Source organism: Anaerolineales bacterium (assembly GCA_037382465.1).
Lineage (GTDB): Bacteria > Chloroflexota > Anaerolineae > Anaerolineales > E44-bin32 > WVZH01.
The window spans coordinates 1-23,540 of record JARRPX010000008.1 but is presented as its reverse complement, the minus strand read 5'-3'; the positions used below and the strand labels follow the sequence as shown (position 1 = coordinate 23,540).

At 55.5% G+C, this 23,540-nt stretch carries 24 protein-coding genes; 13 read left to right on the top strand and 11 right to left on the bottom strand.

Features of this window, described 5'->3' with window-relative positions; translation table 11 throughout:
* Window positions 1–63: 63 nt before the first annotated feature.
* The 6 genes from P8Z34_03855 to P8Z34_03830 form a co-directional block, all read right to left on the bottom strand.
* On the bottom strand, window positions 64–2,031 hold the full coding sequence (locus P8Z34_03855) for an ABC transporter substrate-binding protein (GenBank protein MEJ2549801.1): 1,968 nt from the start codon (window positions 2,029–2,031) through the stop codon (window positions 64–66).
* A gap of 31 nt (window positions 2,032–2,062) precedes the next feature.
* Entirely contained in the window at window positions 2,063–2,800 is a 738-nt protein-coding gene (gene trmD, locus P8Z34_03850) for a tRNA (guanosine(37)-N1)-methyltransferase TrmD (GenBank protein MEJ2549800.1), read from the bottom strand.
* A gap of 238 nt (window positions 2,801–3,038) precedes the next feature.
* A complete protein-coding gene (locus tag P8Z34_03845; GenBank protein ID MEJ2549799.1) occupies window positions 3,039–3,410 on the bottom strand; it encodes an NUDIX hydrolase in 372 nt (123 codons plus the stop codon).
* A gap of 122 nt (window positions 3,411–3,532) precedes the next feature.
* Window positions 3,533–4,411: a zf-HC2 domain-containing protein gene (locus tag P8Z34_03840; protein ID MEJ2549798.1), complete on the bottom strand. Its 879-nt coding sequence runs from the start codon at window positions 4,409–4,411 to the stop codon at window positions 3,533–3,535.
* Window positions 4,408–5,019, bottom strand: a complete 612-nt coding sequence (locus tag P8Z34_03835) for a sigma-70 family RNA polymerase sigma factor (GenBank protein MEJ2549797.1) — start codon at window positions 5,017–5,019, stop codon at window positions 4,408–4,410. The genes P8Z34_03840 and P8Z34_03835 overlap by 4 nt, the downstream gene beginning before the upstream one ends.
* A 190-nt stretch (window positions 5,020–5,209) precedes the next feature.
* Window positions 5,210–5,569: an aspartate 1-decarboxylase gene (locus P8Z34_03830; protein MEJ2549796.1), complete on the bottom strand. Its 360-nt coding sequence runs from the start codon at window positions 5,567–5,569 to the stop codon at window positions 5,210–5,212.
* Window positions 5,570–5,791: 222 nt separating this feature from the next.
* Between P8Z34_03830 and P8Z34_03825 the strand changes: the two genes are divergently transcribed.
* A complete protein-coding gene (locus P8Z34_03825) occupies window positions 5,792–6,649 on the top strand; it encodes a crosslink repair DNA glycosylase YcaQ family protein (GenBank protein MEJ2549795.1) in 858 nt (285 codons plus the stop codon).
* Between the two features lie 136 nt (window positions 6,650–6,785).
* Here the strand turns inward: P8Z34_03825 and P8Z34_03820 are convergent, their stop codons facing one another.
* From P8Z34_03820 to liaF, 3 genes are all read right to left on the bottom strand, one after another.
* On the bottom strand, window positions 6,786–8,030 hold the full coding sequence (locus P8Z34_03820; protein MEJ2549794.1) for a sigma-70 family RNA polymerase sigma factor: 1,245 nt from the start codon (window positions 8,028–8,030) through the stop codon (window positions 6,786–6,788).
* A gap of 479 nt (window positions 8,031–8,509) precedes the next feature.
* Window positions 8,510–8,959, bottom strand: coding sequence for a hypothetical protein (locus P8Z34_03815; protein MEJ2549793.1), 450 nt, complete (start codon window positions 8,957–8,959; stop codon window positions 8,510–8,512).
* A 177-nt stretch (window positions 8,960–9,136) separates the two neighbouring features.
* Window positions 9,137–9,673 (bottom strand): cell wall-active antibiotics response protein LiaF, encoded by a 537-nt coding sequence (gene liaF / locus P8Z34_03810; protein MEJ2549792.1) that lies wholly within the window; start codon window positions 9,671–9,673, stop codon window positions 9,137–9,139.
* 371 nt (window positions 9,674–10,044) lie between these two features.
* Between liaF and P8Z34_03805 the strand changes: the two genes are divergently transcribed.
* On the top strand, window positions 10,045–10,857 hold the full coding sequence (locus tag P8Z34_03805) for a DNA-formamidopyrimidine glycosylase family protein (GenBank protein ID MEJ2549791.1): 813 nt from the start codon (window positions 10,045–10,047) through the stop codon (window positions 10,855–10,857).
* A gap of 62 nt (window positions 10,858–10,919) precedes the next feature.
* Here the strand turns inward: P8Z34_03805 and P8Z34_03800 are convergent, their stop codons facing one another.
* On the bottom strand, window positions 10,920–12,434 hold the full coding sequence (locus P8Z34_03800) for a 4Fe-4S binding protein (protein MEJ2549790.1): 1,515 nt from the start codon (window positions 12,432–12,434) through the stop codon (window positions 10,920–10,922).
* Between the two features lie 409 nt (window positions 12,435–12,843).
* Between P8Z34_03800 and P8Z34_03795 the strand changes: the two genes are divergently transcribed.
* The 4 genes from P8Z34_03795 (at window position 12,844) to P8Z34_03780 (ending at window position 17,576) form a co-directional block, all read left to right on the top strand.
* Window positions 12,844–13,194, top strand: coding sequence for a hypothetical protein (locus tag P8Z34_03795; protein MEJ2549789.1), 351 nt, complete (start codon window positions 12,844–12,846; stop codon window positions 13,192–13,194).
* Window positions 13,195–13,432: 238 nt separating this feature from the next.
* The gene (locus P8Z34_03790; protein MEJ2549788.1) at window positions 13,433–14,263 is read left to right on the top strand and encodes an alpha/beta hydrolase; all 831 of its coding nucleotides are present in this window, start codon (window positions 13,433–13,435) and stop codon (window positions 14,261–14,263) included.
* A gap of 899 nt (window positions 14,264–15,162) precedes the next feature.
* Window positions 15,163–15,564 (top strand): hypothetical protein, encoded by a 402-nt coding sequence (locus P8Z34_03785; GenBank protein MEJ2549787.1) that lies wholly within the window; start codon window positions 15,163–15,165, stop codon window positions 15,562–15,564.
* Between the two features lie 437 nt (window positions 15,565–16,001).
* Window positions 16,002–17,576: a hypothetical protein gene (locus P8Z34_03780; protein ID MEJ2549786.1), complete on the top strand. Its 1,575-nt coding sequence runs from the start codon at window positions 16,002–16,004 to the stop codon at window positions 17,574–17,576.
* Between the two features lie 206 nt (window positions 17,577–17,782).
* On the opposite strand, the gene P8Z34_03775 is transcribed toward P8Z34_03780, so the two are convergent.
* Window positions 17,783–18,664, bottom strand: a complete 882-nt coding sequence (locus tag P8Z34_03775; protein ID MEJ2549785.1) for a cation diffusion facilitator family transporter — start codon at window positions 18,662–18,664, stop codon at window positions 17,783–17,785.
* Window positions 18,665–18,817: 153 nt separating this feature from the next.
* On the opposite strand from P8Z34_03775, the gene P8Z34_03770 reads away from it, so the two are divergent.
* The 7 genes from P8Z34_03770 to P8Z34_03740 form a co-directional block, all read left to right on the top strand.
* The gene (locus tag P8Z34_03770; protein MEJ2549784.1) at window positions 18,818–19,210 is read left to right on the top strand and encodes a hypothetical protein; all 393 of its coding nucleotides are present in this window, start codon (window positions 18,818–18,820) and stop codon (window positions 19,208–19,210) included.
* 222 nt (window positions 19,211–19,432) lie between these two features.
* Entirely contained in the window at window positions 19,433–20,362 is a 930-nt protein-coding gene (locus P8Z34_03765) for a magnesium transporter CorA family protein (GenBank protein MEJ2549783.1), read from the top strand.
* A gap of 105 nt (window positions 20,363–20,467) precedes the next feature.
* Window positions 20,468–20,902: a YkvA family protein gene (locus tag P8Z34_03760; protein MEJ2549782.1), complete on the top strand. Its 435-nt coding sequence runs from the start codon at window positions 20,468–20,470 to the stop codon at window positions 20,900–20,902.
* A 180-nt stretch (window positions 20,903–21,082) separates the two neighbouring features.
* Window positions 21,083–21,799 (top strand): isoprenylcysteine carboxylmethyltransferase family protein, encoded by a 717-nt coding sequence (locus tag P8Z34_03755; GenBank protein MEJ2549781.1) that lies wholly within the window; start codon window positions 21,083–21,085, stop codon window positions 21,797–21,799.
* 146 nt (window positions 21,800–21,945) lie between these two features.
* Window positions 21,946–22,332, top strand: a complete 387-nt coding sequence (locus P8Z34_03750) for a hypothetical protein (protein ID MEJ2549780.1) — start codon at window positions 21,946–21,948, stop codon at window positions 22,330–22,332.
* A gap of 9 nt (window positions 22,333–22,341) precedes the next feature.
* Window positions 22,342–22,692, top strand: coding sequence for a pyridoxamine 5'-phosphate oxidase family protein (locus P8Z34_03745; protein ID MEJ2549779.1), 351 nt, complete (start codon window positions 22,342–22,344; stop codon window positions 22,690–22,692).
* Window positions 22,693–22,701: 9 nt separating this feature from the next.
* A partial coding sequence (locus tag P8Z34_03740) for a TIGR03618 family F420-dependent PPOX class oxidoreductase (protein ID MEJ2549778.1) occupies window positions 22,702–23,540 on the top strand: 839 nt, incomplete at its 3' end.

The window sequence follows — 23,540 nt, the reverse complement described above, 5'->3', positions numbered from 1 at the left end:
ATTAAACCCCGCGGATTTTATCGCATTTCGGCTCAAAATAAAAGTACAGACATATTGGATCACTCAAGATTCACTATCGCAACCGTCCCCCGAATCTATTGATTCGATGTTCCACAAGCCGCTGTCCGCCAGGGGCACGAAGTCGAATCCACAAACATCGGTGTTGGCCACCATTATCCGCGCCGGAATGGCGAGTGGAACGGCGGGTATTTCCTGTGCAAACACTTGTTGGGTAAGCAAGACGGCATCTTGATAGGTTTGCGTTTCCGGTGCTCCCAACAAGATTTGCTCACATGCGGCATTATATTGCAGATTGTCGAAGCCACTGGCATTGCTGCCATTCTCATACGTGGCGGAGGGAATCTCTCGCCCGGCGAACATCTCGCACGGCGGGGTCCACCAGTCCAACCAGGCCCAGCCGACCGTTTGGAAACCGCGGCCGAAAATCGGTCCGTCGGGCCATGGGGCGGTAAACGTGGAAGCATCTTCGTATTCGATCGTCATCTCGACGCCGCAAACGGAGAGCTCCGCCTGGATGTACTCGGCCAGCGCCTCGTTGAAGACACCCGCAGTCGTCCTGTAACTGAAGGAAAGCGGTGTTCCGAAAGACACCCCGGGCACACCTTGCGCCACTCTGGCGGTCTCGGGCAGGCCGTCAGTATCGATCCATCCCAATGCGTCGAGGGTCGCTTGAGCGGCTTCAACGTCGTAGGCGACGAAATCAAGATCGCCGGCATAGGCCGGATAATCAGGTGAGAGGTAGGTATTGGAGATGGATGCGAGACCGTAAAAGATATCCTGCACGAGGCTTTCACGATCGATACAGCCCGCGATGGCCTGCCGCGTGCGCGCGTCGGCAAAGAGACCCTTATCGAATTCCTGCCCCACGGGAGATAGATTGAAGTCCATCCGGAAGAGATACAAACCGGGCCCGTCCACGATCGACAGCTCACCAGACTGCTGCAGATCGATCAGCGAAGGCAGCGCCTGGTCCGGGATCAGGGATTCGTCGAGGATATCGCATTCTCCGGTAAGCAACTGTTGGATGGCCGCGTTCCCATCCGCCCCCAGGAAGCGGAAGATCAGGCGATCGAACTTGGGCAGCCCTTCGGAAGCACGAAAATAGTACGGGTTGGGTGTCATCACGATCTGCTGGCCTGCGGACCACGAATCGATTTGATAGGGGCCCCATCCCAGGATGTCTTTATTGGCGGCATCTGCTGTTAGTAGTTCTTCGGGCGTGAAACTCTCGAGAACGTGCTTCGGCAAAGGGGACCAGAAGTTCGTCTTGTATTCGGCGTCGATGAAGCCGGGAATTCCCGTCCAACGGACACTCAAGTCGTCGTCCAGCGCCTCGTAGGAGTGGGTGCGATCCACCAGATATTTGATCGAGTTCGTGTCGGCGTTGCGATCGAGTTCGAAGGAGTAGACCGAATCCTGCGCCGTCAGCGGAGAACCGTCCGACCAGGTCAAACCGGGCAGCAGATGAAATTCGACGATCATGCGCGGCATGAAGACCTCGCCGCCGGTGTAGGTAAGCAGACAATCCGATCCCGCACATCCGGAGGGAAGATACTCCTTGCCGTATGCGAGGACCTCCGGCTGCATGGTTTTCGGATTGTAATAGAGTTCTCCGGTGTGTACCGCAACTTCTTCCAGGCGGGCATCTTCCCCTCGGGCGAGATTCGGCAGGCCGTCCAGAATGACCGCTTCAGGCTGGTAATCGACGATGTCGATCGGTCCATCATACAGTGCCTGGAGAACGGCATCCGCTTCCCCGCTGGAATCTCCACTGAAATACAGTGGGTTGTAAATGTAGAGCGAAGCGGGCTCCTGGTTCAGACAGACAAAAAGGGTTTTCGGAGGCGGTGGTTCCGGCGTCGGTTCGACGATCGGCGTCGCCGTTTTCGAACCGTCGATCGTAAGCGGCAAATCGACGTCCTGCGGCGGCTGACAGGCGCCAATCGCCATTGCGGCCAGCAAGAAGAGAGTGATACGGACACCATTCCACACCGAAGAGCTCCGTTCCACGCGTTCCTCCATTGGTCTTATGTTCAACATGCTATTCATCGTTTTCATCCCCCTGAGACAATTTTTTATGGTCCTCATCATCGAGTTCGGCTCGTTCGAGCAGATCGGGCCGGCGTTCGGCAGTTCGCTTCAACGACTCTGCGCGGCGCCATGCGGCAATGCGGGCGTGATCACCGGAGAGCAACACATCCGGAACCTTCCAACCTCGAAACGCGGCAGGTCGAGTGTAATGTGGATATTCGAGAAGGCCGTTGGCGTGTGAGTCCTTGTGCGTGGCGCTCCGGTCACCGAGCACCCCCGGAAGCCAGCGTGCAACAGCGTCGATGACCACGAGCGCCGGTAGTTCCCCGCCGGTAAGCACGTAATCGCCGATGGAGATTTCGTCTGTGACGAGGTGTTCGCGGATGCGCTCGTCGACGCCCTCATATCGTCCGCAGATCAACGCGATGTGATTGTGATGCGAAAGCTCCTTCGCCGTACGCTGATCGAACACCCTTCCTTGCGGGGTGAGCAGGATGATGGAGATCGAATCGATCTCTTTCCCCAGTACGTCTTCCACGGCCGCAAATACCGGCTCCGGTTTCATGATCATGCCGCCGCCACCGCCGTATGGCTCTTCGTCGGTGGTGTTGTGGCGATCGGCCGCGTACTGGCGAATATCGTGCAGGCGAACCGAGAGCAGACCGCTGTCCTGCGCTTTACCCAACACGCTTGACTGCAGATACGGCTGCATCACCTCCGGAAACAAGGTGAACACATCGATTTCCATGTTACCCTCTCGAACCAATAACGACGCAGTAAAACTGGCATCTGCCCATCATGGGTCTGCTCGAACTGCGCTGATCTCGAGCATGCGTGCGGGAGATGAAACCGCGTTCCACCGCCCGAACGAGTGTTCATTATACCTTCCTTCCTTCTGCACGTGACGGACGCCCGATGGTCTAAACGGCTGCAAAGACGATTTTCCCCCTATCCGAAATCGAATGAAACGAACCTTCGATTCAAGGCTACCGCTGCCGATTTTCGATCGCCTTTTGCGTCGATTTAAAGGCTATCGCCGGCAACGCCTCGTAGTCAAAAAACGCTGCCGCATCTGCATCGTCTGCGGCGGCCAGTTCTCCCCCTTCGATCACGCCGGAGTACAAGATGACGATGTCGGCTCCGTTGGGATATTCCCGCCCGCCGATCACGTCGAGCAATTCTGTGACACGAACCCGCAAGCCGGTCTCTTCATATACCTCTCGCACTGCGGCCTCTTTGGGATCCTCACCGGCATCGATGAAACCGGCCGGCAAGGACCATTTCCCCTGCTGCGGCTCGTTCACGCGGCGCACGAGTAAGATCCTCCCTTCCCGCTCCAAGATGACGGCGGCGGCCACTTTTGGCTCCTGGAAATGGATATGACCGCAAGAAGTACAAACCGGACGTAAACGGCCGAAACGCTCCTGCAGCTTCGTTTGCGCGCCGCACAACACACAGAATCGAATCGCGGACGGATCGTTCACCGGGAAGATACACGCATCAGCAGCGTTGCGCTGATCAGCACGATGCACAGAAGCGCCAGCCCGAATTCGAGCAGGCGGATCGGTTCGACCTGGCGAACCGACGATCCTCTCTCCGGCGCTTCCTCTCCAACCAGCGTCCCCTCATTTTCGATGGGAGCCGTCACAGTCGGGGCGGCCTCCGCTTCAGCCGGCGGCTCTCCGCCGGCTTCTTCAACCCCCGTTCCCCCGAGGTTATCGGCTCCCTGTGAGGTTTTTCCGATTGCGGGAGATTCTTCCAGCGGCATTTCCGGCTGCCCCTCCGATTCTTCCGCCGGCATTTCGGCTTCAGGTTGCTGCGTCTGCTGGTCCGCCTCCGCTTCCGCTGCGAACCTCTGCTCGGTCGCCTCCTCCGCAGGTTCCGCCAGTGGTGCGGCGGCTTCCAGTGCCTCCACCATGGATTCTTCAGCGGCATATTCCTCCGCCTCACCCGTATCCGCTGCTGCTCCCGGCGCCTCGGCGGCCGAACGTTGGGCCAGATTGGCCGGAAGGGCTTTCCATTCGTGAGTCGACCTGAAAGCATCGATCCCGATCACGAACACAAACGCGGTCACAGCCACTGCGCTGGCCAATTTCAGAAACGGATAGGCGCGGTCGGCCGGACGCCGTTCGACCATTTCAGGCGTGAGGCGGAATCGCCTCGGTGGAGCGACCTGCGGCATGGAACGCAGCCAGTGGGCGGTCTGACGCAGTTCCGCCAGTGCCTCCCGGAACAACTCGTCCCTTTCGAGGCGTGCTTCCACCTGGGCAGTTTGCCTGGCGTCTAACTCGCCGTCTACATAGGCAGACAGCCTCTCGAGGTCTTGCTTCGAAAGTTTACTGACGTTCATCTCGTTCATGGCGACTCATCTTCCAGACGGTATGTCGCCGGTAAAAGTTCCCGGTGACGCTGCAGGCACTCCCGCAAGCGTGCCCGCGCCCTCGCCAGACGACTCTTTACCGTACCCAACGGTTTTCCGATAACTTGCGCCACTTCGCCGTACTCATAGCCCTGGACGTCGGCCAGTACGGCGACCACCCGGAAATCGTCGGGCAAACGATTGAGGCAATCCTGGATGGCGTTCGACAACTCGGCGCGCTCGGTCGCCGTTTCGGGGTCTTCCGGTTTGTGGATCAGGTCACCCGGATCGTCCGGTTCAGGCACGCCTACTTCGTCGAACAATTTCTCCAGGGAACCAGCCGGCCGCCGTTTTCGCCGGCGCAGTTCGTCGTAACAAGCGTTGGTGACGATGCGCATCATCCACGAACGGAACGAACCGCCGCGAAAGCGGACGACGGCCTTGTATGCCGAGATGAACGCTTCCTGGGTTGCATCCGCAGCCGAATCCGAATCCCCCATGATGCGCCAGGCAAGATTAAAAACCTGCCGCTCGTAGATCTGGATCAAACGATTGAAGGCATCCAAATCGCCCTGCTGGGCGTAGCGAATCAGTTCTGGCTCATCCACGTCGGATCCATCATAGCGCGGCAATTACGCGAAAGCAAGAAACCAACTCCCACGGCCGGCCAGTCGTCCACAGGCTGTGATTGTCTCGCAGGCAACGATTCACTCACACGGAACGAGGGTCGATTATTCGATATTAAATCGTGGAAGCAACCTTTGGATCGTTCCCCCACATCATCGAACAGCAAACCGGCTACAAATCCCTCACGTATCGATTCTCGGCGTCCACGAGTATGATCCGCGGTTCGATCGGTTCTGAGGCCAACGCGAAACCCATGATAATGATCTCCTCACCGGGTTTAATCAAATGGGCCGCACCGCCGTTCATGCAGATCTCTCCCGAACCGCGCACACCGGAAATGGCATAGGTCTCCAACCGCGCCCCCGTCGCGTTGCTGACGACCATGACCTTCTCGCCCGGCCAGATGCCGACCCGGTCCATCAAATCCAAATCGATCGTGATGCTGCCCACGTAGTCCGGATCGGCAGACGTCACGGTGGCTTTATGTATCTTCGAACGCAGCAGCCAGCGTTTGTTATCCCTCTCTGTCACGACAACACTCCCTCAATCGGACCCATTCTACGAGTATACCCGGTCACGATCAAGGGAATTAAAAACACATCTCTCTATCAGAATCTCTCCAAGCAAGAATTGCCGGCAGAACAGTCTTTGAGTGTGGATTCTTCATCGAGCAGCGAGTATTCGTAATGAACGTGTTTTCGAAAGTGGATTTTCAACCTCTTTAAAATGGCAAACGGGTAGAATAGGACCATCATGACACGCGTTCCGGATAAATCCTTACAGACCTACCGCGCCCGGACTTACAAAACTGCGCCGGGTACCCGCCTCCAAACCCTTGACGATGCGCTTGCATTCGTCGAAGCGCGCGGATTCGCGACGCTCTGGCCGATCCAATCGTTCGATCTCCCCAGTCTGTGGACTGCGGTGGCGGGCGACCGTCCCGTGGCCGACGAGCACGACGATCCGGGCCACATCACCTGGAGCTGGAAAGACCAGATGCTGGACAAACGTCAGTGGTATTACGGAAAGCTGCTGCGCGGCAAAGCCACGCTGGTCAGTCTCGAGGTCATTCCCGTTTTCTACGCCCTCTCCGACCGCGTCGCGGAAATCGATGACTACCGTCTGGCGTACGAAGATGGGCATTTGACCTACGAGGCGTACCGCGTGGCGGAAGCATTGTTGAGGAACGGGCCTCAACACACGATTCAGCTGCGCAGGCTGGCTCACCTCAGCGCCGGTCAATCGAAATCTCGTTTCAATAAAGCCATCGCCGATCTGCAGCGCGGGTTGTGGGTCGTGCCCATCGGCATCGCCGAAGCTGGCGCCTGGCGCTATGCCTTCATTTACGAACTCTTCGACCGCTGGTTCACGAACGTAGCATCACAAGCCAGACCGATCACACTCGCAGATGCACGCACCACACTCGCGTGCCGCTATCTCGACTCGGTCGGCGCTGCGACGGCGCAAGACATTGGCCGTCTGTTCCGCTGGCGCATCAAGGAAACCGATAAAGCGTTGCAGAAATTGGCGGATGAGAGCCTGGCCGTTCCGTGCGAGGACAAACGCTGGGCGACCGCCAAACTATGGGATGGATCGCCGCGTATGGAATAGGGGCAGATTTTAAACCTGCCCCTGCAAGCATCTAACAAACATCTCCGGATTTCTCACTCGACGCCGGATCTCATATATATTAAGGAAGCACCCTGGCGGGTGCTTCCGGTATCGATCAAATCTTCGAGCAGGTTTTTTACGCCCTAACGTAATCGACCCACTCCCGCCGCAGTGAATTTTTCCGCAAGCGGCGGATGGCTTGCGCCTGAATCTGGCGCACACGCTCGCGCGTGATGCCCATCTTCTGGCCGACTTCATTTAACGTATGCTGACGCGTGCCGTACAGGCCGAAGCGCAATTGCAGAACGCGCACTTCGCGCGGTGGCAGCGTATCCAGAAGATCCTTCATGCGCTCCCTGAGCAGAACCTGTCCGGTCTTATCTTCCGGCGGCGGCGCTTCTTCATCTTCGATGAAATCGCCAAGCACGGCGTCATCATCTTCTCCGACCGGCAGCTCGAGGGACAAAGTATGCTTCGAAAATCGCAACATCTTGGCGACGTTCTCGGTTTTGTCCCCCAGGGCTTCCGCCAGCTCTTCCGTTCGCGGAAGCCGTCCCAGGGATTGTATCAAGCTGTGACGCACGCGGTACATTTTGCTGATTCGCTCGCCCATGTGCACCGGCAGTCGAATCGTCCGGCCCTGATCCGCCACGGAGCGGGTAATCGCTTGCCGGATCCACCACGTCGCATAGGTCGAAAATTTATAGCCCCGTTTGTAATCGAATTTCTTCGCCGCGCGCATCAATCCAATGTGGCCTTCTTGCACCAAGTCCATCAACGGCATACCTCGTCCGCAGTATTTCTTGGCCACGCTGAAAACGAGGCGTACGTTCGCCAGGATCAGATGCTCGCGTGCAGCCACACCGTCCTCGACCAGGCACCTCAAATCGGCACGCTTCTTCGCCGAACCATTCGCTTTTGCAAGTTTGCAGCTCGCATCGCGGCCGCGCTCGATGCGTTTGGCGAGGAGGACCTCCTCCTCACGCGTGAGCAGAGGAACGCGTGCCGCCTGGCTGAGATACGTACCGATGCTGTCACCTGCATCGGCCGCATCGATGGTGCGCTGGTTTTGGAACTCCTCTTCCGTATCCTCATTCCGGGCAATCTTCGTCGCCGCTTCGACATCGGATTCCTGCACATCGTGATTCCCGGCAATGTAGCCGTTATTCGAGTAGGGAATGCCCGCGGCAAGAAGCGCGTTGAACAACTCGTCCAGCAGATCGACGTTCTCTTCCGCCTGGGGAATCGCGGCGAGAATGTCGTCGAGATTGACGTAGCCCTTCTCCATCCCGAGATCGATGAGAAGTTCGACTGCTTCCGACTCTGCCGTAAGGGAATTTCGTGCACGAGTGCTGCTGCTATTCGCGGTTTTAGAATTCAAGGTATCGATTTGAACTCCTCCTCTCCATTCGCGCCATTCACCTCACAACAGCCCATACTTGCGTCTCTCCTCATCGTTCAGCGAGACATAAACCCAACAACTCACAGAACTTGACTAATACGCAAGGATAGGCTTCTGGCACGAAGGTGAATTGATCGCATCTATAGTATGCCACAACATGCTTAACGTTTCCTTAATCAATTACCGCCGACTTACATCCGCCATCCTTAAAAGAAAACGAAGCAACGGCGATAGCCGCAGCAATCTCCGTCGCTCACTGTAGACCAACACCGCCCTGCCGAGCGTGCCTGGCTTTCATTTCGCCCGTTGATGTCCTCAACGAGCACAAACGAAAAACCCTCCCCTATGTCTTCGACCAGAATCGGAACAATACGCTTTGATGCCGGCCCTTTTTCCCCCGTAGTGGAAAGGCCAGATACCCAGCGAAGTACGTTATTCGTCTACTCGAACGATGCTCGTCAACGTATCAAGCCGCGCAGCAGAATCGCCAGCCCTGCGACAATGACCGCCATCGGCAAGATCACCTGCCAGGTGCCCAAGGCCAAGCCGAACAGAATGGCGGCCCAGATGATGCTCCCCACAATGGGTCTTCGATACATCGGCACGACGAGGCGAATGAGGATCTCGATCAGCACGAGCAATCCCGCACCGAGGAAGAACACCCGCCAACCTTCGGTATCGATAAAAGGGATTTCGAAAGGCAATTCGCTCGTCGGCAGATTGAGGCGGGCGATGAAGTCCGTGAGTACGGGCAAATGTCCGGTGTTATTCAACAGCAGCACCACGCCGGCCCAGATCAAGAACGCGGCAAACGACAACGAACTCACGGTGTCCTGACGATCCTTCTCGTCCACACCTTTTTCTTCCCTTTTCTGAACTTCTTTTTCATCAAAGCTTTGATCGGCCATCGTATCCTCCTCCAACACGTTGAGATCTGTAAATCGAAAAACGCCTCACGCTTGATGTTCCCGACATCAATCTACCTTTTATAACCCAACTTTACCGTCCTGCGTTTCTTATCTGCCTCGCACAGTGCTGTTCCACGGACTCTCGGACACGCGGTTGGCTGTTCTCCACGAACGAACTCAGCCGCGGAACAGTGTAACACCACCGATGAAATTAACCATCTCGATGTTCAGCTTTTTCTTGGCGCCATCGTAATCATCGCTCTTCCAATCGATCGGGGTGAGCAAGCCGCCCATTTTCTTCCCAAATATTTTCGATTCCGTTATGAGTGCGATGTTATCGACGGAAACCGCGACGTCTTCCGGGAGGCGTATCTTGAGATCGGCAATGAAACCGTACAGTTTCACGACGGTTTCTCCGGCGGGCACGTTGGCTTCACGCAGGTCCATTTTAACGTCCCCGATGAAAGACCAGTACTCCACGTCATGTGCATCCCACTCTCCCATCTGGCGGGTGTCTCCAAACAAACGCACGTTGACGTCGGTCTCCGGGCTGACCATGCGCGGACGTACGATGATCAACACGCCGACGAGGATAAACACCAATGGCCAGAAGAGTGCGCCAAAGGCAATATCGACGAAGATGTTGTCCAATAAAATAAGCAGACCCAGAAAGATCAGCACACCCCCCAGCCAGAGTTGTCCCTTGTCACGCATAATCATCCTCCTATGGAGTTCACCCATCGCAGGTTCATCAGGATCGATCACCAGACAGGTGGAAAATCAAGTACTCGCTTCGCTGAGTCACGCTGCGTCTTTCCAATTATATTGTGAAAACACGACGTTTCATCTCACCTGCGCGCTCGAGCGAACGCTCGCCACCGCCTGTGCTCGATCATCTTTACTCCGAGACTTCGGGCGACAAACGCGTAGCGGATCGACCGTTCTTCATTAGGCTATACGCTTTAGTCTGCTTCAAAGTTGCATCCACATGAAGGGCATCGATGTATTGACAAATCAAACATTTGTTCTATGATGGGTCGAGAAAACTTACCGTCGAGCGAGTCGATGATTCAAAGGAGCGGCATGTGCCGGAGCTGCCGGAAATTACCGCAAGATCGAAAGAGATGAAAGACACTTTGGTCGACAAGACCATCCAACATATCGAAATCCTTCAACCCAAGTCGCTGAACGTCCCTGAAAAGGAGTTTGTCCGGGCGTTGACAGGGGCCACGATATACGACGTCAGCAGCCGGGGAAAATGGATCTTCGTCGAAACCGATCAGGGGTGGCTGCTGCTCAACCTGGGTATGGGAGGCGAAATCTTGCTCACGCCTTGCGACGACCTGCCGGAGAAGCGCAGATTGAGTTTTCGCTTCGACGACGATACCTGCCTGTCGATCAACTTCTGGTGGTTTGGTTACGCCCACTACATGCCGAGCGACAGCCTCCAGGACCACAAGATGACTGCAAAGCTTGGTCCTCAGGCCATCGACCTCACGGCGCAGGATCTACGGCAGATCATTGCCAAGCGCAAAGCGCGGGTAAAATCGTTCCTTCTCGACCAGACTTCGATCGCGGGAATCGGCAATGCGTACGTGCACGACATCCTCTTTCTCGCCAAACTCCATCCGCTGCGCACCTTGAATACCTTGTCACAGGACGAAATCGAACGCCTGGCGGAATCCATCCACGCCGGTCTCCAACCCGGCATCGACAAGGGAGGTGCATTCTATGAAGTCAACCTGCATGGGGAAAAAGGGGGCTTCACGATGGACGACATTCTCGTCGGATACAAGGAAGGGCAGCCTTGCCCCGTGTGCAAGACCGAGATCGTAAAGATCAAGACGGGGAGCACGAGCAGTTTCATCTGCCCCAATTGCCAACCCATCGATGGATGACCGCAGTTGCGAGCCGCCTCTGCGTTTCAGCACAAGCGCGCTCGTGAACGGCAAACCCAGGGTTACGCCTGACGGCGGACGCGTATCGCCGCGCCTCCCTGCGCGGGGCACTTGTATTCGCAAATCCCGCAGCCGATGCACAGGTGGTCGAGGACGGATGGACGCTGCACAGTCACACTTTCACCATCAGCGTTGATGACCGTCGCTTCCTCAAGTTTGACGGCTTTTTCCGGAATGGGGCACATTTCTTCACACACGATGCATGGTACCCCTTTCGACCAGGGCAGACATAAATCCTTGTCGATGTTGGCGGTCCCGATCACCGCCCGGCGTTTGTCTTCCAGTTCGAGGGCCGGAATGGCGCCCGAGGGACACGACTGGCCGCAAGCGTTGCAGCCGTAATTGCAATATCCCAGGCGCGGCACCAGACGCGGCGTCCAAAAGCCCTCCGCACCCGCCTCCGCAAGCACGGGCTGCAAACCGGAAGTTGGGCAAACGCGGATGCATTCGCTGCAGCGCAGGCAATGCGCCAGGAACACGTCCTCCGTCCCGACACCCGGTGGACGCAGTAAAAATGGATGGCGATCCTTGCTTCGTATTCCGCTTTTCAGCACCGCCACGCCCATCGCCCCGGCCGCCATCGCCATCAGAACCTCCCGACGCGCCGGATCGTAGGGACGCAGCGCGTCGACGCTGACCGTCGGCCGGAGACGTATGTCATTTGCAGGACAAGCGGTAAAACAATCCAGGCAGAGCGTGCAATCCGCAGGGGCGATCTCATACTTCGGTTCGTCGCGGATGGCATCCAACTGGCAGACGCGCGAACAGCGTGCGCAGGCTTTGCACGATTCGCCGATGAACGGACGGAAGATCGATATTTTGGAAAGAAAGCCCAATAAAGCGCCCAGAGGACAGAGGTAGCGGCACCAGAAACGTTCTGCAAACACATTCAAAGCGAGAATAGTGAAGAATATAAGGGCAATCAGGAAGCTCGACGTGAAAACCTGGGGCTCAACGGGCAATATTCGACCTCGCAGCAGCCGCTCGAGTTCATTTACCGCCGGCCGCAACCCAGGCAGCTTATACAGGGTCTCTTCGATTGCGGTGACTCCCTTGTCGAAGGCGGGCAGGAAGACCGTGGACATGGAACGCGTGAGCAGCGTCAGGGGATCCAGGATGAACAAAGACAGATTGCCCAGCAGCGCCGCCACCAGCATCACCAGTAGCAAAATTCTTCCCACCTTTCGCCAATCCGCGGATGGCTGCTGCCTGCGCTTTTTGGGCGATCGAATGCGAAACCACTCCAGAATCGTGCCCAAGGGACAAAACCATCCACACCAGATCCTCACGAACAGCAGTGTAAACCCGATGGTGATCAACGCCAGCACAAGCTTCGGAATCCAAGATCGGGAAGCTATCATCGCACCCATGGCGAGCAAGGGATCGAGTCGAAAATACAAATCGGCCAGAGGAAACGCCGTTCGCTCTGGCAGTATCGCGAAGAACAAGTACAGATACAGACTCAAACTCAACACCTGGGTTACCTGGCGCAGTCGGCGCCAATTACGCATACTCATGACTACCTCTTCCGTGCTGAAACCATGCTCCTCGTGTATCTCTCGACTGACTGTTCATGTGCGCCTATTCTAATGCGAATGTGCGTTCGGGCAACACGGAAAGGAAGAGCATCCCGCATTTAAGGGCAATTTGGCAGATCGTTGATCTCCGATTCACTCACCTCGGGCAGTCCAAAAAAATCACCCCTAATAACCATTGATCTCAAAGGAGATTTTTCGTATATTGGATTGTATGACAACCATGGTGAATCTGTTGGAATTGGAACTTTTCCATGGTATCCTTTAATTTACACACAGCTTGAAACATGCCAAGGATTTTCAGGCGAACATTGTGCAATCGGAATATCAATATACATGAAGCAAGGGGGGCTTGTTTACCATTTGACGCGCATAACCAGGAGGAGGGAAAATGAGTCAAGAGGAACGTAAGTGGCACCCCATACTCGATCCCGATAACGACGCGCGCGCAGAGCGATTTACAACGACAGATTGGTTTCTAAAGCTCAAGGAAACGGAAAAATACCTCGATCGCACGACCGTACAATTCCTGAATGCCCAACGCCAGATTCAAGAGATGAATGACGTCATGGGATGGCTCTTGAAGATCAGCGAAAAAGTGTATCAGAAAAAGTACCGCACCGCGCGCAAATGGCTCGATAAAGCGTTGATCCGCTATCCCTGGCTCTTTATGTACTTCAACGAAAACCGTATTGACACAGCGAATTTGGTCGCCGAAGAAGATACTAAAGAAGTGGAATAGATCGAGGCTTAATATAAGCTTCGTAGGTCAAGGAGAAACTCCAACACCCTCGAATCTGACGGGTAACGAACGCACGTGTGCCGTGCGCCCCCACTGGCAATTTTCGCTCATCATCCGCATGAATTCAGAACACCCCGGAGAATCATTATTTCGATAGTTATGCTACAAGTTGCCGTTCTTTTCCTTTGCCGTTAACGGCGAGGAAATACCGGCATACCGATATAATGGACTCGGTGTTTTGCACGAAGCGATATTTTGGCAATGGAGGCAGCCGGTGAAAAACCTGCGTCGGTATGGAAAAGCACCCTATCGTGTGGTCGTCGTGCATGGAGGACCCGGCGCGCCGGGCGAAATGGCGCCGGTAGCCCGCGAACTCGAATCGGATTGGGGCGTCCTGGAACCACTGCAGCAAGCGAATACGATTGCCGGCCAGGTCGAGGAACTGCACGCCGTTCTGGCGGAGCACGCCGACCTGCCGATCGTGTTGATCGGTTTTTCCTGGGGCGCCTGGTTGAGCATCTTGTTCGCAGAAAGATTCCCGCGCATGGTCTGCAAACTGATCCTCATCGGCAGCGGAAGTTTTACAGAAGCATACATCGCCGACATGCATGCCACTCGGCTTGAACGCCTCTCCTCGGCTGAACGAAGGGAATTGACTCAACTGCTGGAGATCATGGCTGCTCAGGAGGAAGTGGCAAAGTCTGTGTTTCGACGCGCCGGAGAATTGTTATCTATAGCAGATGCTTTCGATCCGCTGCCCGCCGAGTCCGAAATCGTCGATTTCCAGGTCGACATCTATCGGGGTGTCTGGCCGGAAGCGGCCGAATTGCGCCGCAGTGGGGAACTCCTGGCTTCTGCCGCACGCATTCAATGCCCGGTGGTCGCCATTCATGGCGATCACGATTCCCACCCCGCAGAGGGAGTCCGTGTGCCGCTCGAAACGGTGCTTCCCGAGTTCCGGTTCATTCTTCTCGAACGTTGCGGTCATAAACCCTGGATCGAACAGCATGCCAGGGCGCCTTTCTATGGAGTGCTCGAAAACGAACTGCATCTTATGCCCGAGATTTGATGAAGTTGTACGCCACCGTCGAGACGTTTTCCTCGCAGGATGTCCGGCAGGATTGCACGAACGACGATACATCATCTAAGATTGAATAACCACACACACTTGAAAGTCACCCCGCATTCATTCATCACACCAATAGCGGTACTTGGAGGGCAGAGTCGTGCCCGTAACTTATTGGATAGACCACGAAGCTAAAATAATCTTCACCAAAATCGAAGGTGTCGTCACGGACGAAGATATCATCACACATCAAAAACAAACGCGGGACAATCCCGAACTCGATCCTTCCTACGGGCAGCTTATTATTTATCCAACATCCAGAAGCTTGAAATCACAACACAGGCCGTACATGAATTCACCGGTCTGAAATTCTCGACTGTGTGGAGCCGAAGGGCATTTGTAGCTCCAGATGATTTATCCTATGGATTTGCGCGAATGTTCCAAATGATGCGTGATTCCATCGATGAAAGGACCGAAGTCTTCCGAGACATGGAAGAAGCGCGCCATTGGCTTGACCTATCGGAAAAGTGAAATCATTCCGATAAGGGGGAATCGTTTACTGCCAGCGAGATCGAACATCCATTCAACGTCTTAAGTAACGAAAGCCATTCTTCTGCACAGTCGGATCGGATTCGTCTATCGAATCCCTTTCGATTGCTCAGTCTGTTCGAGATGAATGGATACATGGAAGAGTGAATGGACGGGAAATTCGATAAGAACCCCGCGGAACGAGGTTTGGAGCCAATCGACTATGGCTGCCACTGCAGAAACGGCCTGCAACCCGGATATGCACCCAAGATCCGCCGTCGCACTTTGCTGGGAAAGACGATTTTTCATGGTGATAAATTGGATGTACAATTTTGTTCATCACTATCGAATTCGAAATTTGAGGGAACGCGATTATGTCGATCTCATATACCATCGACGCAGATAATAACCTTGTGGTCATCACCGCCAGAGGAATGGTTAAAGACAACGATATGGCCACTTACCGAAACGAGCTTCTCGAAAGTCCTCAGATGTCCTCAGGGATGAGGATCCTCACCGATTTTCGGTCCATCCAGGCAGACCAATTCACCGTCGATGGTGTGAATCGATACATCGCAATCGATCTGGCCCATGCAGACAAATTGCAGAACACCCGTGAAGCCATCGTCACCGACTCGGACATCGGGTTCGGAATGGCGCGAGTATACCAATCTTGTACATCCTCGTCAGGGCACGTGCTGCACGTTTTCCGCCAAATCGAAGCGGCCGAGACCTGGTTATTCGGGAATCCGGAGGACGAAGCAGCGGGTGCGTAAAAACCAACAATCGCATCAACAACCTGATCGGAAGCAAAAGAACCGGCTTCACCTTCAAACACGGAATTGATATTCCGGCTCGCTTCTCCCAACGATCCCATCGGCAACCCACACTGCAGAATCTCGCCTGATGTACGTACTGTCTTCAGCGGTCGATCGCTTCGGATTTGCAAGGAACAAGCCCGAAAGCTCATCGTCATCGGATAGGAATTGGACGTACTCGAGTGGGCGTGTCGAAACGTTGCACAAAGCCAAATCTTACCTGAACGCCCGCGTTACGCGTGGAAATGTGTGGCAGCGGATAATGAAAAACGCATCAATCAGTCAGATAATTACGGTCCCTGTCACATTCTGCCTTCGTCGACCGTTGTTATTATTGAAGGCGGTTGGATTAAGCACCCAACCTGGTCGCCGTGTTCAAACGAGAGGAGGTTTCCATGAAGTCAAGATACTACTTTGTGCTCACGGTTCTCGTATTCGTTCTCAGTGCCTGTGGTGAACAGCAACCCCAGCCTGGTCCCGACATCGATATTGAACAACAACTGCCGCAGCAGGTTGAACAGGCTGATGTCCCGGAAGTAGATCTGCAAAATTATCTCCCTGCATACATGCACGAAATCTACGACCCCCAGCCAGGCAGCGCTATTCCTCTTGCGCCGTATCTGATCCGCTTCAGCGGTCACAGCTTCGGCGGGATCGATCTGTTTGAGGTGCGGGTCGATGGCAACGCGATCGGCACGGTGCAGCCGCTGGGATATGGATCGGGTGGATCCGTATACGGACACGTCTTCTACAGCGAGCTGCTCTGGACGCCGAGCGCCCCTGGCGATCACCTGATTTCCATTCGAGCGAAGGCATCCGGCTACAACATGTACAGCGATCCCCTCGAAGTCGAAGTAACGGTCGGAGGGAACATCGTGATCGCGCAGGCGGAAGCCTACCCCGAGATCGCGATACTCCCCAACTGCACGCCTGATGATCTCGTCCCACCGGCGTTAATCTCGCCGTATCACTATGCCTACCTCGGTACGGATCCGTCGGAAGGCTCGATCCCGGCCGAACTGTTCCAATGGAGCTACACCGGAGGCTGCGTCCCGGAGCTTTTCCGCATCCTTATTTCGCCAGATCCGGAATATGGTTGGGCGCGAATGGGGTATACCGATGATGGCCTGCACACGACCTGGCCGCCCGCTGATGCCGAATACCCCCAGGGACCGCTCGATCCGGCGACGATGTATTACTGGACCGTCAATGCCTGGACGGACGGCGTCCACGGCCCGGATTCGGCCATGCGGGTTTTCTTCACCGGCCCGCTCTGCAGCTCGGTTTCGGCATTGATCGCACCGGTGTTGGTCTCGCCGCACGACGGAGATACAACCAGCATTACGATCCTCAAACTGCACTACGAACCTGGCGAACCCGCCTGCCTACCCACTGGCTACTACATCGACTTGCAAGATGATCCCGAATTCGGCGGTACGTCGCTCGTGGGAGCCACAACCTCCCCAATGACGTACGTGACGACTCCCGAGCTGGCGCAATGTACGAGGTATTACTGGCGCGTAGCCGCCATGAAGGGTCAGAACATGGGTCCGTTCTCGGAAACCCGCTCGTTCTTCATCACGAACGAGGATCTGTTGTGTGCCGGTCAGGCTTCACTGCCTTTCGTGAAAGCGCTCAAAGACCAGCAGTGCCTGCGCGGCCCCGATCCGCAAAAATATCCCGTACTGGGTTACTTCCTGACTGGCGAGACGGCTGCGATCGTGGCGCAAGACATCCGTGAGGAGTGGTGGATCATCGAAAATCCGGACGGCAACGACACCTGCTACGTGCGCAAAGTCGACAACCAGGAAAGCGGCGACACCAGCGAGGTCTCGAAATGGAACGACCCGGAAATCGAAGAATCGCCTCCCCTCGTCTGTACGCAGGATCTCGAAAAGGATGACTGCATCGCTGCTGGCGGCACCTGGACGGATACAGCCGGGAAACCTTCATATTGTCAATGCGAGTGACAATATTTACTTGATACCAAGCTTTACAGAGACTTCGCCCTTCACCACGGACGAAGTCTCTTTTTTTCGGCAGCCTTACCGCATGATGATTACACTATTTTTTGATCGGCCCGACGACGGAATGCCAATGCTGTACGAAAGTGTTCTTCTACTTCAGACATCCTGGAACAACTAACATGTAAAAGCGCATCAATACGGGAAGCGGATCAAGTTCCTACCCCACCGGCAGGCTCGATGTGCACCACCACATCCACGATGGGTAAATTCGACTGCATGAGGCGATCTTTCACCCTGTGCCCGATGTAGTGCCCTTCGCGGATAGAAATGTCGCCATCCACCTCGACGTGGATGTCCATCAGGTATCCCAGGCCACTCTTGCGGATTCGGCACTTCTCGATGGCCACCACACCTTCGACGCTCGCGGCAAGGTCGATAATCTGGCGTTCCACCTGTTCCGGAGCCGCAGCGTCCATGACCTCGTTCAGCGCCGGCAGAAAAAGCCGAACGCCGTTGAACAGAATCGCCCCACTGGCCAGCAGTGCAGCCCAATCGTCCGCCTGCTCGAAGCCTTTTCCACCGATCAGGGCAATACTGATCCCGACGAAAGCGGCGAGTGAGGTGAGCGCATCCGAACGATGGTGCCAGGCATCGCTACGCAGCGAGCTGCTGTTCAACCGATTGCCGACGTTGGTCATCCTGCGGTAGAGCAGTTCCTTAACGGTAATGATGATGCCCAATACGAGCAGCGTATACCAAGCCGGGGCATGGTGTGGCGTACGAATCTCTCGAATGCTCTGGACGGCAATGAATATAGCCGCGGCGATCAAGAACAACGAAACGACCATGCCGGCCAACGATTCGGCCTTCCCATGACCGTAGGGATGATCTTCGTCTGGAGGTCTCGAAGAAATCTGCAACCCGCTCCAAACGATCAATGAGGAAAAGATATCTGCCGTCGATTCGATCCCGTCGGCGATCAACGCATATGAATTCCCCAGAACGCCTGTACTGATCTTGATCAAGGCCAGCATTAAATTGATCGCAATTGCGCTGCCCGCAATCGTCAAACCAGATTCGATCGAAGCCATTCCCATCCCTTTCCAGCGAAATCGTATCCCATTAAACCACATCACGCATAAGTTTTCTTCCTTACATCTCCGTCTGGCATGAATCTAAAAGTAGTGTAAGATAGTCGATGAGGGATTGCGCCCTATATTGGAATGAAGAGGAAAAAGGACACGGTGCCAATCTCCTATCGCATCGACGTCGAAAGAAATCTCGTCTTGGCCGTGGGCAGCGGCATTCTAACTGATGACGATTTACTCGACTTCCGGAAAAGGTTGGTGAATGACCCCGCCTTCCGTCCCGATATGCGAGAACTCTCCGATTTCCGCTCCGTCGAAAAACACGTGCACACCACCGAAGGACTCAATCGTTTCCTCGAGCAGGAAAATATGTACGCCGACCGCCTTGGAGAGTACCGCATTGCCATTGTGACGGGTTCCGACTTGCATTTCGGATTTTCCCGCATGTACATCGCCGGCGTCGCCGATACGTTGCCTGAGGTGCAGGTCTTTCGCGATATCGATGAGGCAGAAGCATGGCTTTTCACCGCCACGAACGAGACGACGTGATCTACAAGGTAGGCGAGCCTCAGGCGCCAATCAACATCGAACGCATACAGCGATACGACCTATCCAGTACAAAGTGGGACTTCCGCCAAGCACATATTACCAAGACGTTCCATTCAGCAAGCGAAGTATAATCACGGCCGGACTGCGTTCTATCACCAATAAAAGTGGACGTTGACCGCGCGATTCGAAACGCGAGTCCACATTCTCCCAGAGGTGTCTCTCGTGATTAAGGTCTACCAGGTAACCGAAGGGATTCTGAAAACATCCGATCACATCGGTCCTCAAAGCTGGGTTCACGTCACCGACCCGACGGAATCCGAACTCGCCCAACTCGAAAAAATCATCCAGCCCAAAGAACTCCTCGGGCACGTGCTCGATTTCGATGAGAGACCGCGCATCCTGCGGCGCGGGAAAACCATCGTCATCGTGCTGCATTTTCCCCTGCGCCAGGCCCAAGACGCTCGCATCCCCTACATCACCATGCCTGTGAGTATCTACTTGCTGCCGGAAAACATCGTGACTGTCGAACCTTGTGAAATGGGTGTGGCCGGGAAATTTTCCCAAAGCCCGCCGGCCGGATATGGCCTGAAGGAAAAAACCACCTTCGTGTTGAACATCCTCTCCCACACCGCATCGGAATATCTGGCCAGTTTGGACGACATCAACCACGCTACAGAGGAAGTGGAGGAACGTCTTCAGCGCTCGTTGCACAACCAGGGAATTCTCCAGCTGCTGGACTACCAGAAAAGTCTGGTTTATTTCACCACCGCACTGAATTCCCTCGAGGTCTTGCTGGAGAAATTACGCAAGACCGATGTTCTCGAATGGTCTTCCGAGAACCAGGAGATATTGGAAGACGTTCTGGTCGAAATTCAGCAGGCCGTGTATCAAGTCGGTATCTCGCAAAATCTCCTCACGCAGATGATGGACGCGATTGCATCCATCGTATCCAACAATCTCAACACGGTGATGAAATTCCTGACCGCCATAACGATCATCATCAGTATTCCCATGCTGATCGCCAGCCTGTATGGCATGAACGTTCCCCTACCGGGGAGCAAGAGCACGAGTGCGTTGGGCAATCTGCTCATCCTCTCACTTGTCCTGTCACTCCTGGTGGTCGTTCTCTTCCGCAGGCGGGATTGGCTCTAAGCTAAGATTTGGCTTATCGCTTTCTGTTCGCGATCCCAGTAGAGACGAGTGCCTCACCAGCTCGAGTTTGCGGAATCCCGGAACGGCGGCCAGCGGATCGCAGGGATGCAGTTCGAATACGAGGAACTCGAGGACGTCGTTATCGTGAGCAGGATCGAAGCCTGGAAGCAGCGTATCGAGCATCTCAAAACCGAGACGTATGCCGTTTACCTGGCCAGCAGGGACCCCAGGGTGCCCTGGTACGCCAAAGCGCTGGTGGCTTTCGTCGTGGCGCACACATTCAGTCCCATCGACTTGATTCCCGATTTCATACCGGTGTTGGGGATCGTAGATGACCTGGTTATCACGCCCCTGGGCATCGCGCTGGCGCTGAAGATGATTCCCGAACCGGTTATGCTCGAATGCCGCCTTAAGGCACAGGAGAAAATGTTGTCCGGCAAGCCCACGAGCAAGTTGGGCGCAGCCATGGTCGTAATCATATGGCTTCTCCTGGCAAGCGTGCTGATCGTAGCCGGCGTGCGCGTGTTGGATCGACGATGAGTTCTTCCCCGCACGCCATCCGATTTCATCCTGCCGAGAACCTGGCAGCGTCGGATGAACGTCAGCCACCTGTCCCGCGCTGAATCGCGAACTCGGGGATAATTTTCGCAAGCAATCACGATCGCGCTTCTCTAAGAGATCTATCGGGGAAGCGAATTTTTTATTGCCCGGAGGTGCCCCATGAACGCTTCAACGACCAACCATGAAAATCATGGGATTCCCTGGAGGGGCCTTATCAGTCTGCTAATCCTGATCGCGCTCATGCCTTGCGTGCTCTTCCTCTGCGCCGGCCGTCTCGATTGGTGGGAAGGATGGGCGTACACGGCCAACGCGCTGATCGTGCTCGTTTCCAGCCGGGCCCTCGTGTTGATTAAAAGCCCGGACATGGCCCGAGAGCGCTCGGAAGCCGGCAGCAAGGAAGACGTCAAGCCCTGGGATCGAGTGCTCATGCCGCTGACGGCGCTCGTCGGGCCGTTTGTCTCCTGGATCATCGCCGGGCTGGACGAGCGCTTCGGTTGGACTCCCGATCTGCCCGATGGGATTCAGATCGCCGCCCTGCTGGTGATTTTCCTGGGCAGCAACATCGGGACCTGGGCCATGCTGTCCAACCGCTTTTTCTCCTCTCAAGTACGCATCCAGCACGATCGCGGCCAGACCGTCGTCAGCACAGGCCCGTATCGTTTCGTGCGCCACCCAGGGTATGCCGGCGGTGTGCTCTCCTGGCTCGCCGCGCCGGTTTTCTTCAGTTCCTATTGGTTGGTGATCCCGACCGTGATCGTCATCGCCCTGACCGTCGTCCGCACGGCGCTGGAAGACCGCACGCTGCTGGAAGAGCTCCCGGGGTATCGAGAATATGCCCAAAAAGTACGCTACCGCTTGTTGCCGGGAATTTGGTAAGGAAACGGATGGGGTTTCGTTCCTCTGTACCATTCGAATCCCGGCACATCGCACGTTTGCACTCAGCGCACAACGATAATATGATCGGAGGGATTCAAGCCAGTAGTGAATCGTGCAGCATAGATTAGAGAATTTGACTGTATGCCATGCCAATCTCCTATCGTATCGATTCCGAACGCAACCTAATTCTCGTCGAGGCCGACGGTGTGCTCACCACGGAAGACCATTTGGCCTTTCGCGCCCGACTCGTGGCTGATCCGCAATTCGGGCCAAACATGAAAGAGCTCGCCGATTTTCGATCCGTCGAACACCAGGAATTCTCGATCGACGGTTATCAGCGTTTCATCGATCAAGAAATTCAACTACGGCCCTTGTTCAAGAACTACCGCCGAGCCATCGTAACCCATTCCGATCTGCACTTCGGCTTTACGCGAAAATTCATCTCAGAGATGGGCGACACGGATGTAAACACGAGAGTATTTCGCGAAATACAGGAGGCCGAGGCCTGGCTTTTCGGAACGGAAGAGCCGTAGCACTTACTTATGCCTTACCCGGAATCACACCAGGATCTGTTTGAGAAGACCTACCCGTTCTATCTTTCAACGGTCGATACTGCGGGGCATCCGCGCATCGCTCCGATCTGGTGTGCGCTTGACGGGAACGACCTCCTGCTCGTCATCGAGCGAGGCTCAGCATCCGAAAGCAGCGTGAGGCAAAACCACAGAGTCTCCATCCTCGCCTACGATCGCGGGAATCCGTTGCACAACATGGAAATCCGCGGGGAAATCATAGAGATTGGAAAGGATGATGATTCCCTTCCGAAGCAGATGCGGGAAATCGACAATACCATCTGTGTACGCATGGCGCCGACGCGCATCCGCGTAGAGGGTTGAATTCTGGATATGACTTCGATTCCCGCCTCCCACCTCGATTTGCTCGCCGAAGCCAATCACGCTGTGCTCACTACCATGATGCCGGACGGCACGCCGCAGTCCAGTGTGGTGTGGGCGGATTACGATGGCAAACACGTTCTCATCTGCACAACACGCGAACGACAGAAGGGACGCAACATGCAGGCCAACCCCAACGTGGCTCTGCTGGTGATGGACCCCGAAGACGATCGGCGCTGGCTGGCGATTCGAGGCCTGGTCGTGGATATCACCGAGGAAAATGCCGAAGCCATCCTCGACGATCTGGTGCGGCGGTACACAGGCAAGACGCATTATTACGGCGACATCTTCCCCGTTGAACAACGTGAAAAAGAGACGCGCGTGACGGTGAGAATCGAGCCGGTTGAAATCGAAGCCGGAAGACCGCCGGCGGATGGCGCCTCCCGGAAGGAGGATGCGATTCGACGAGCCCTGCGAACCGATCGCACCATCGACATCATTACCACCGGTGCGAAATCGGGGCTGCAGCGCCGTACTGAAATCTGGTTCACCAACGTCGGCGGGCGCATCATCATCTGCGGTACACCGGACGCCAAAGGCGGCAAAGGTCCCCGCAAGCCGCGCGATTGGCTGGCCAATCTAAAGGCCCAGCCGCAGTTCACTTTTTGCCTGAAGGAATCGCTGCGGGCCGAACTTCCCGCTCGAGCGGTTCTCATCGAAGACCCGCAGGAACGCCGGCGTCTGATGAGCGCTCCGGAAACGAAGTGGTACCGCGACCAAGTCGACTCGATCGACGATCTCGTCTCCGGGAGTCCGATCGTGGAAGTGCTCTTCGACGACGATCCCGGCGA

What these genes read in the sequence shown, in the direction of transcription:
- trmD (MEJ2549800.1), bottom strand. Translation starts at nt 2,800, where the DNA reads ATGGAAATCGATGTGTTCACCTTGTTTCCGGAGGTGATGCAGCCGTAT.
- P8Z34_03840 (MEJ2549798.1), bottom strand. Translation starts at nt 4,411, where the DNA reads ATGAACGAGATGAACGTCAGTAAACTTTCGAAGCAAGACCTCGAGAGG.
- P8Z34_03825 (MEJ2549795.1), top strand. Translation starts at nt 5,792, where the DNA reads ATGACACGCGTTCCGGATAAATCCTTACAGACCTACCGCGCCCGGACT.
- P8Z34_03815 (MEJ2549793.1), bottom strand. Translation starts at nt 8,959, where the DNA reads ATGGCCGATCAAAGCTTTGATGAAAAAGAAGTTCAGAAAAGGGAAGAA.
- liaF (MEJ2549792.1), bottom strand. Translation starts at nt 9,673, where the DNA reads ATGCGTGACAAGGGACAACTCTGGCTGGGGGGTGTGCTGATCTTTCTG.
- P8Z34_03800 (MEJ2549790.1), bottom strand. Translation starts at nt 12,434, where the DNA reads ATGAGTATGCGTAATTGGCGCCGACTGCGCCAGGTAACCCAGGTGTTG.
- P8Z34_03795 (MEJ2549789.1), top strand. Translation starts at nt 12,844, where the DNA reads ATGAGTCAAGAGGAACGTAAGTGGCACCCCATACTCGATCCCGATAAC.
- P8Z34_03785 (MEJ2549787.1), top strand. Translation starts at nt 15,163, where the DNA reads ATGTCGATCTCATATACCATCGACGCAGATAATAACCTTGTGGTCATC.
- P8Z34_03780 (MEJ2549786.1), top strand. Translation starts at nt 16,002, where the DNA reads ATGAAGTCAAGATACTACTTTGTGCTCACGGTTCTCGTATTCGTTCTC.
- P8Z34_03775 (MEJ2549785.1), bottom strand. Translation starts at nt 18,664, where the DNA reads ATGGCTTCGATCGAATCTGGTTTGACGATTGCGGGCAGCGCAATTGCG.
- P8Z34_03760 (MEJ2549782.1), top strand. Translation starts at nt 20,468, where the DNA reads ATGCAGTTCGAATACGAGGAACTCGAGGACGTCGTTATCGTGAGCAGG.
- P8Z34_03755 (MEJ2549781.1), top strand. Translation starts at nt 21,083, where the DNA reads ATGAACGCTTCAACGACCAACCATGAAAATCATGGGATTCCCTGGAGG.
- P8Z34_03750 (MEJ2549780.1), top strand. Translation starts at nt 21,946, where the DNA reads ATGCCAATCTCCTATCGTATCGATTCCGAACGCAACCTAATTCTCGTC.
- P8Z34_03745 (MEJ2549779.1), top strand. Translation starts at nt 22,342, where the DNA reads ATGCCTTACCCGGAATCACACCAGGATCTGTTTGAGAAGACCTACCCG.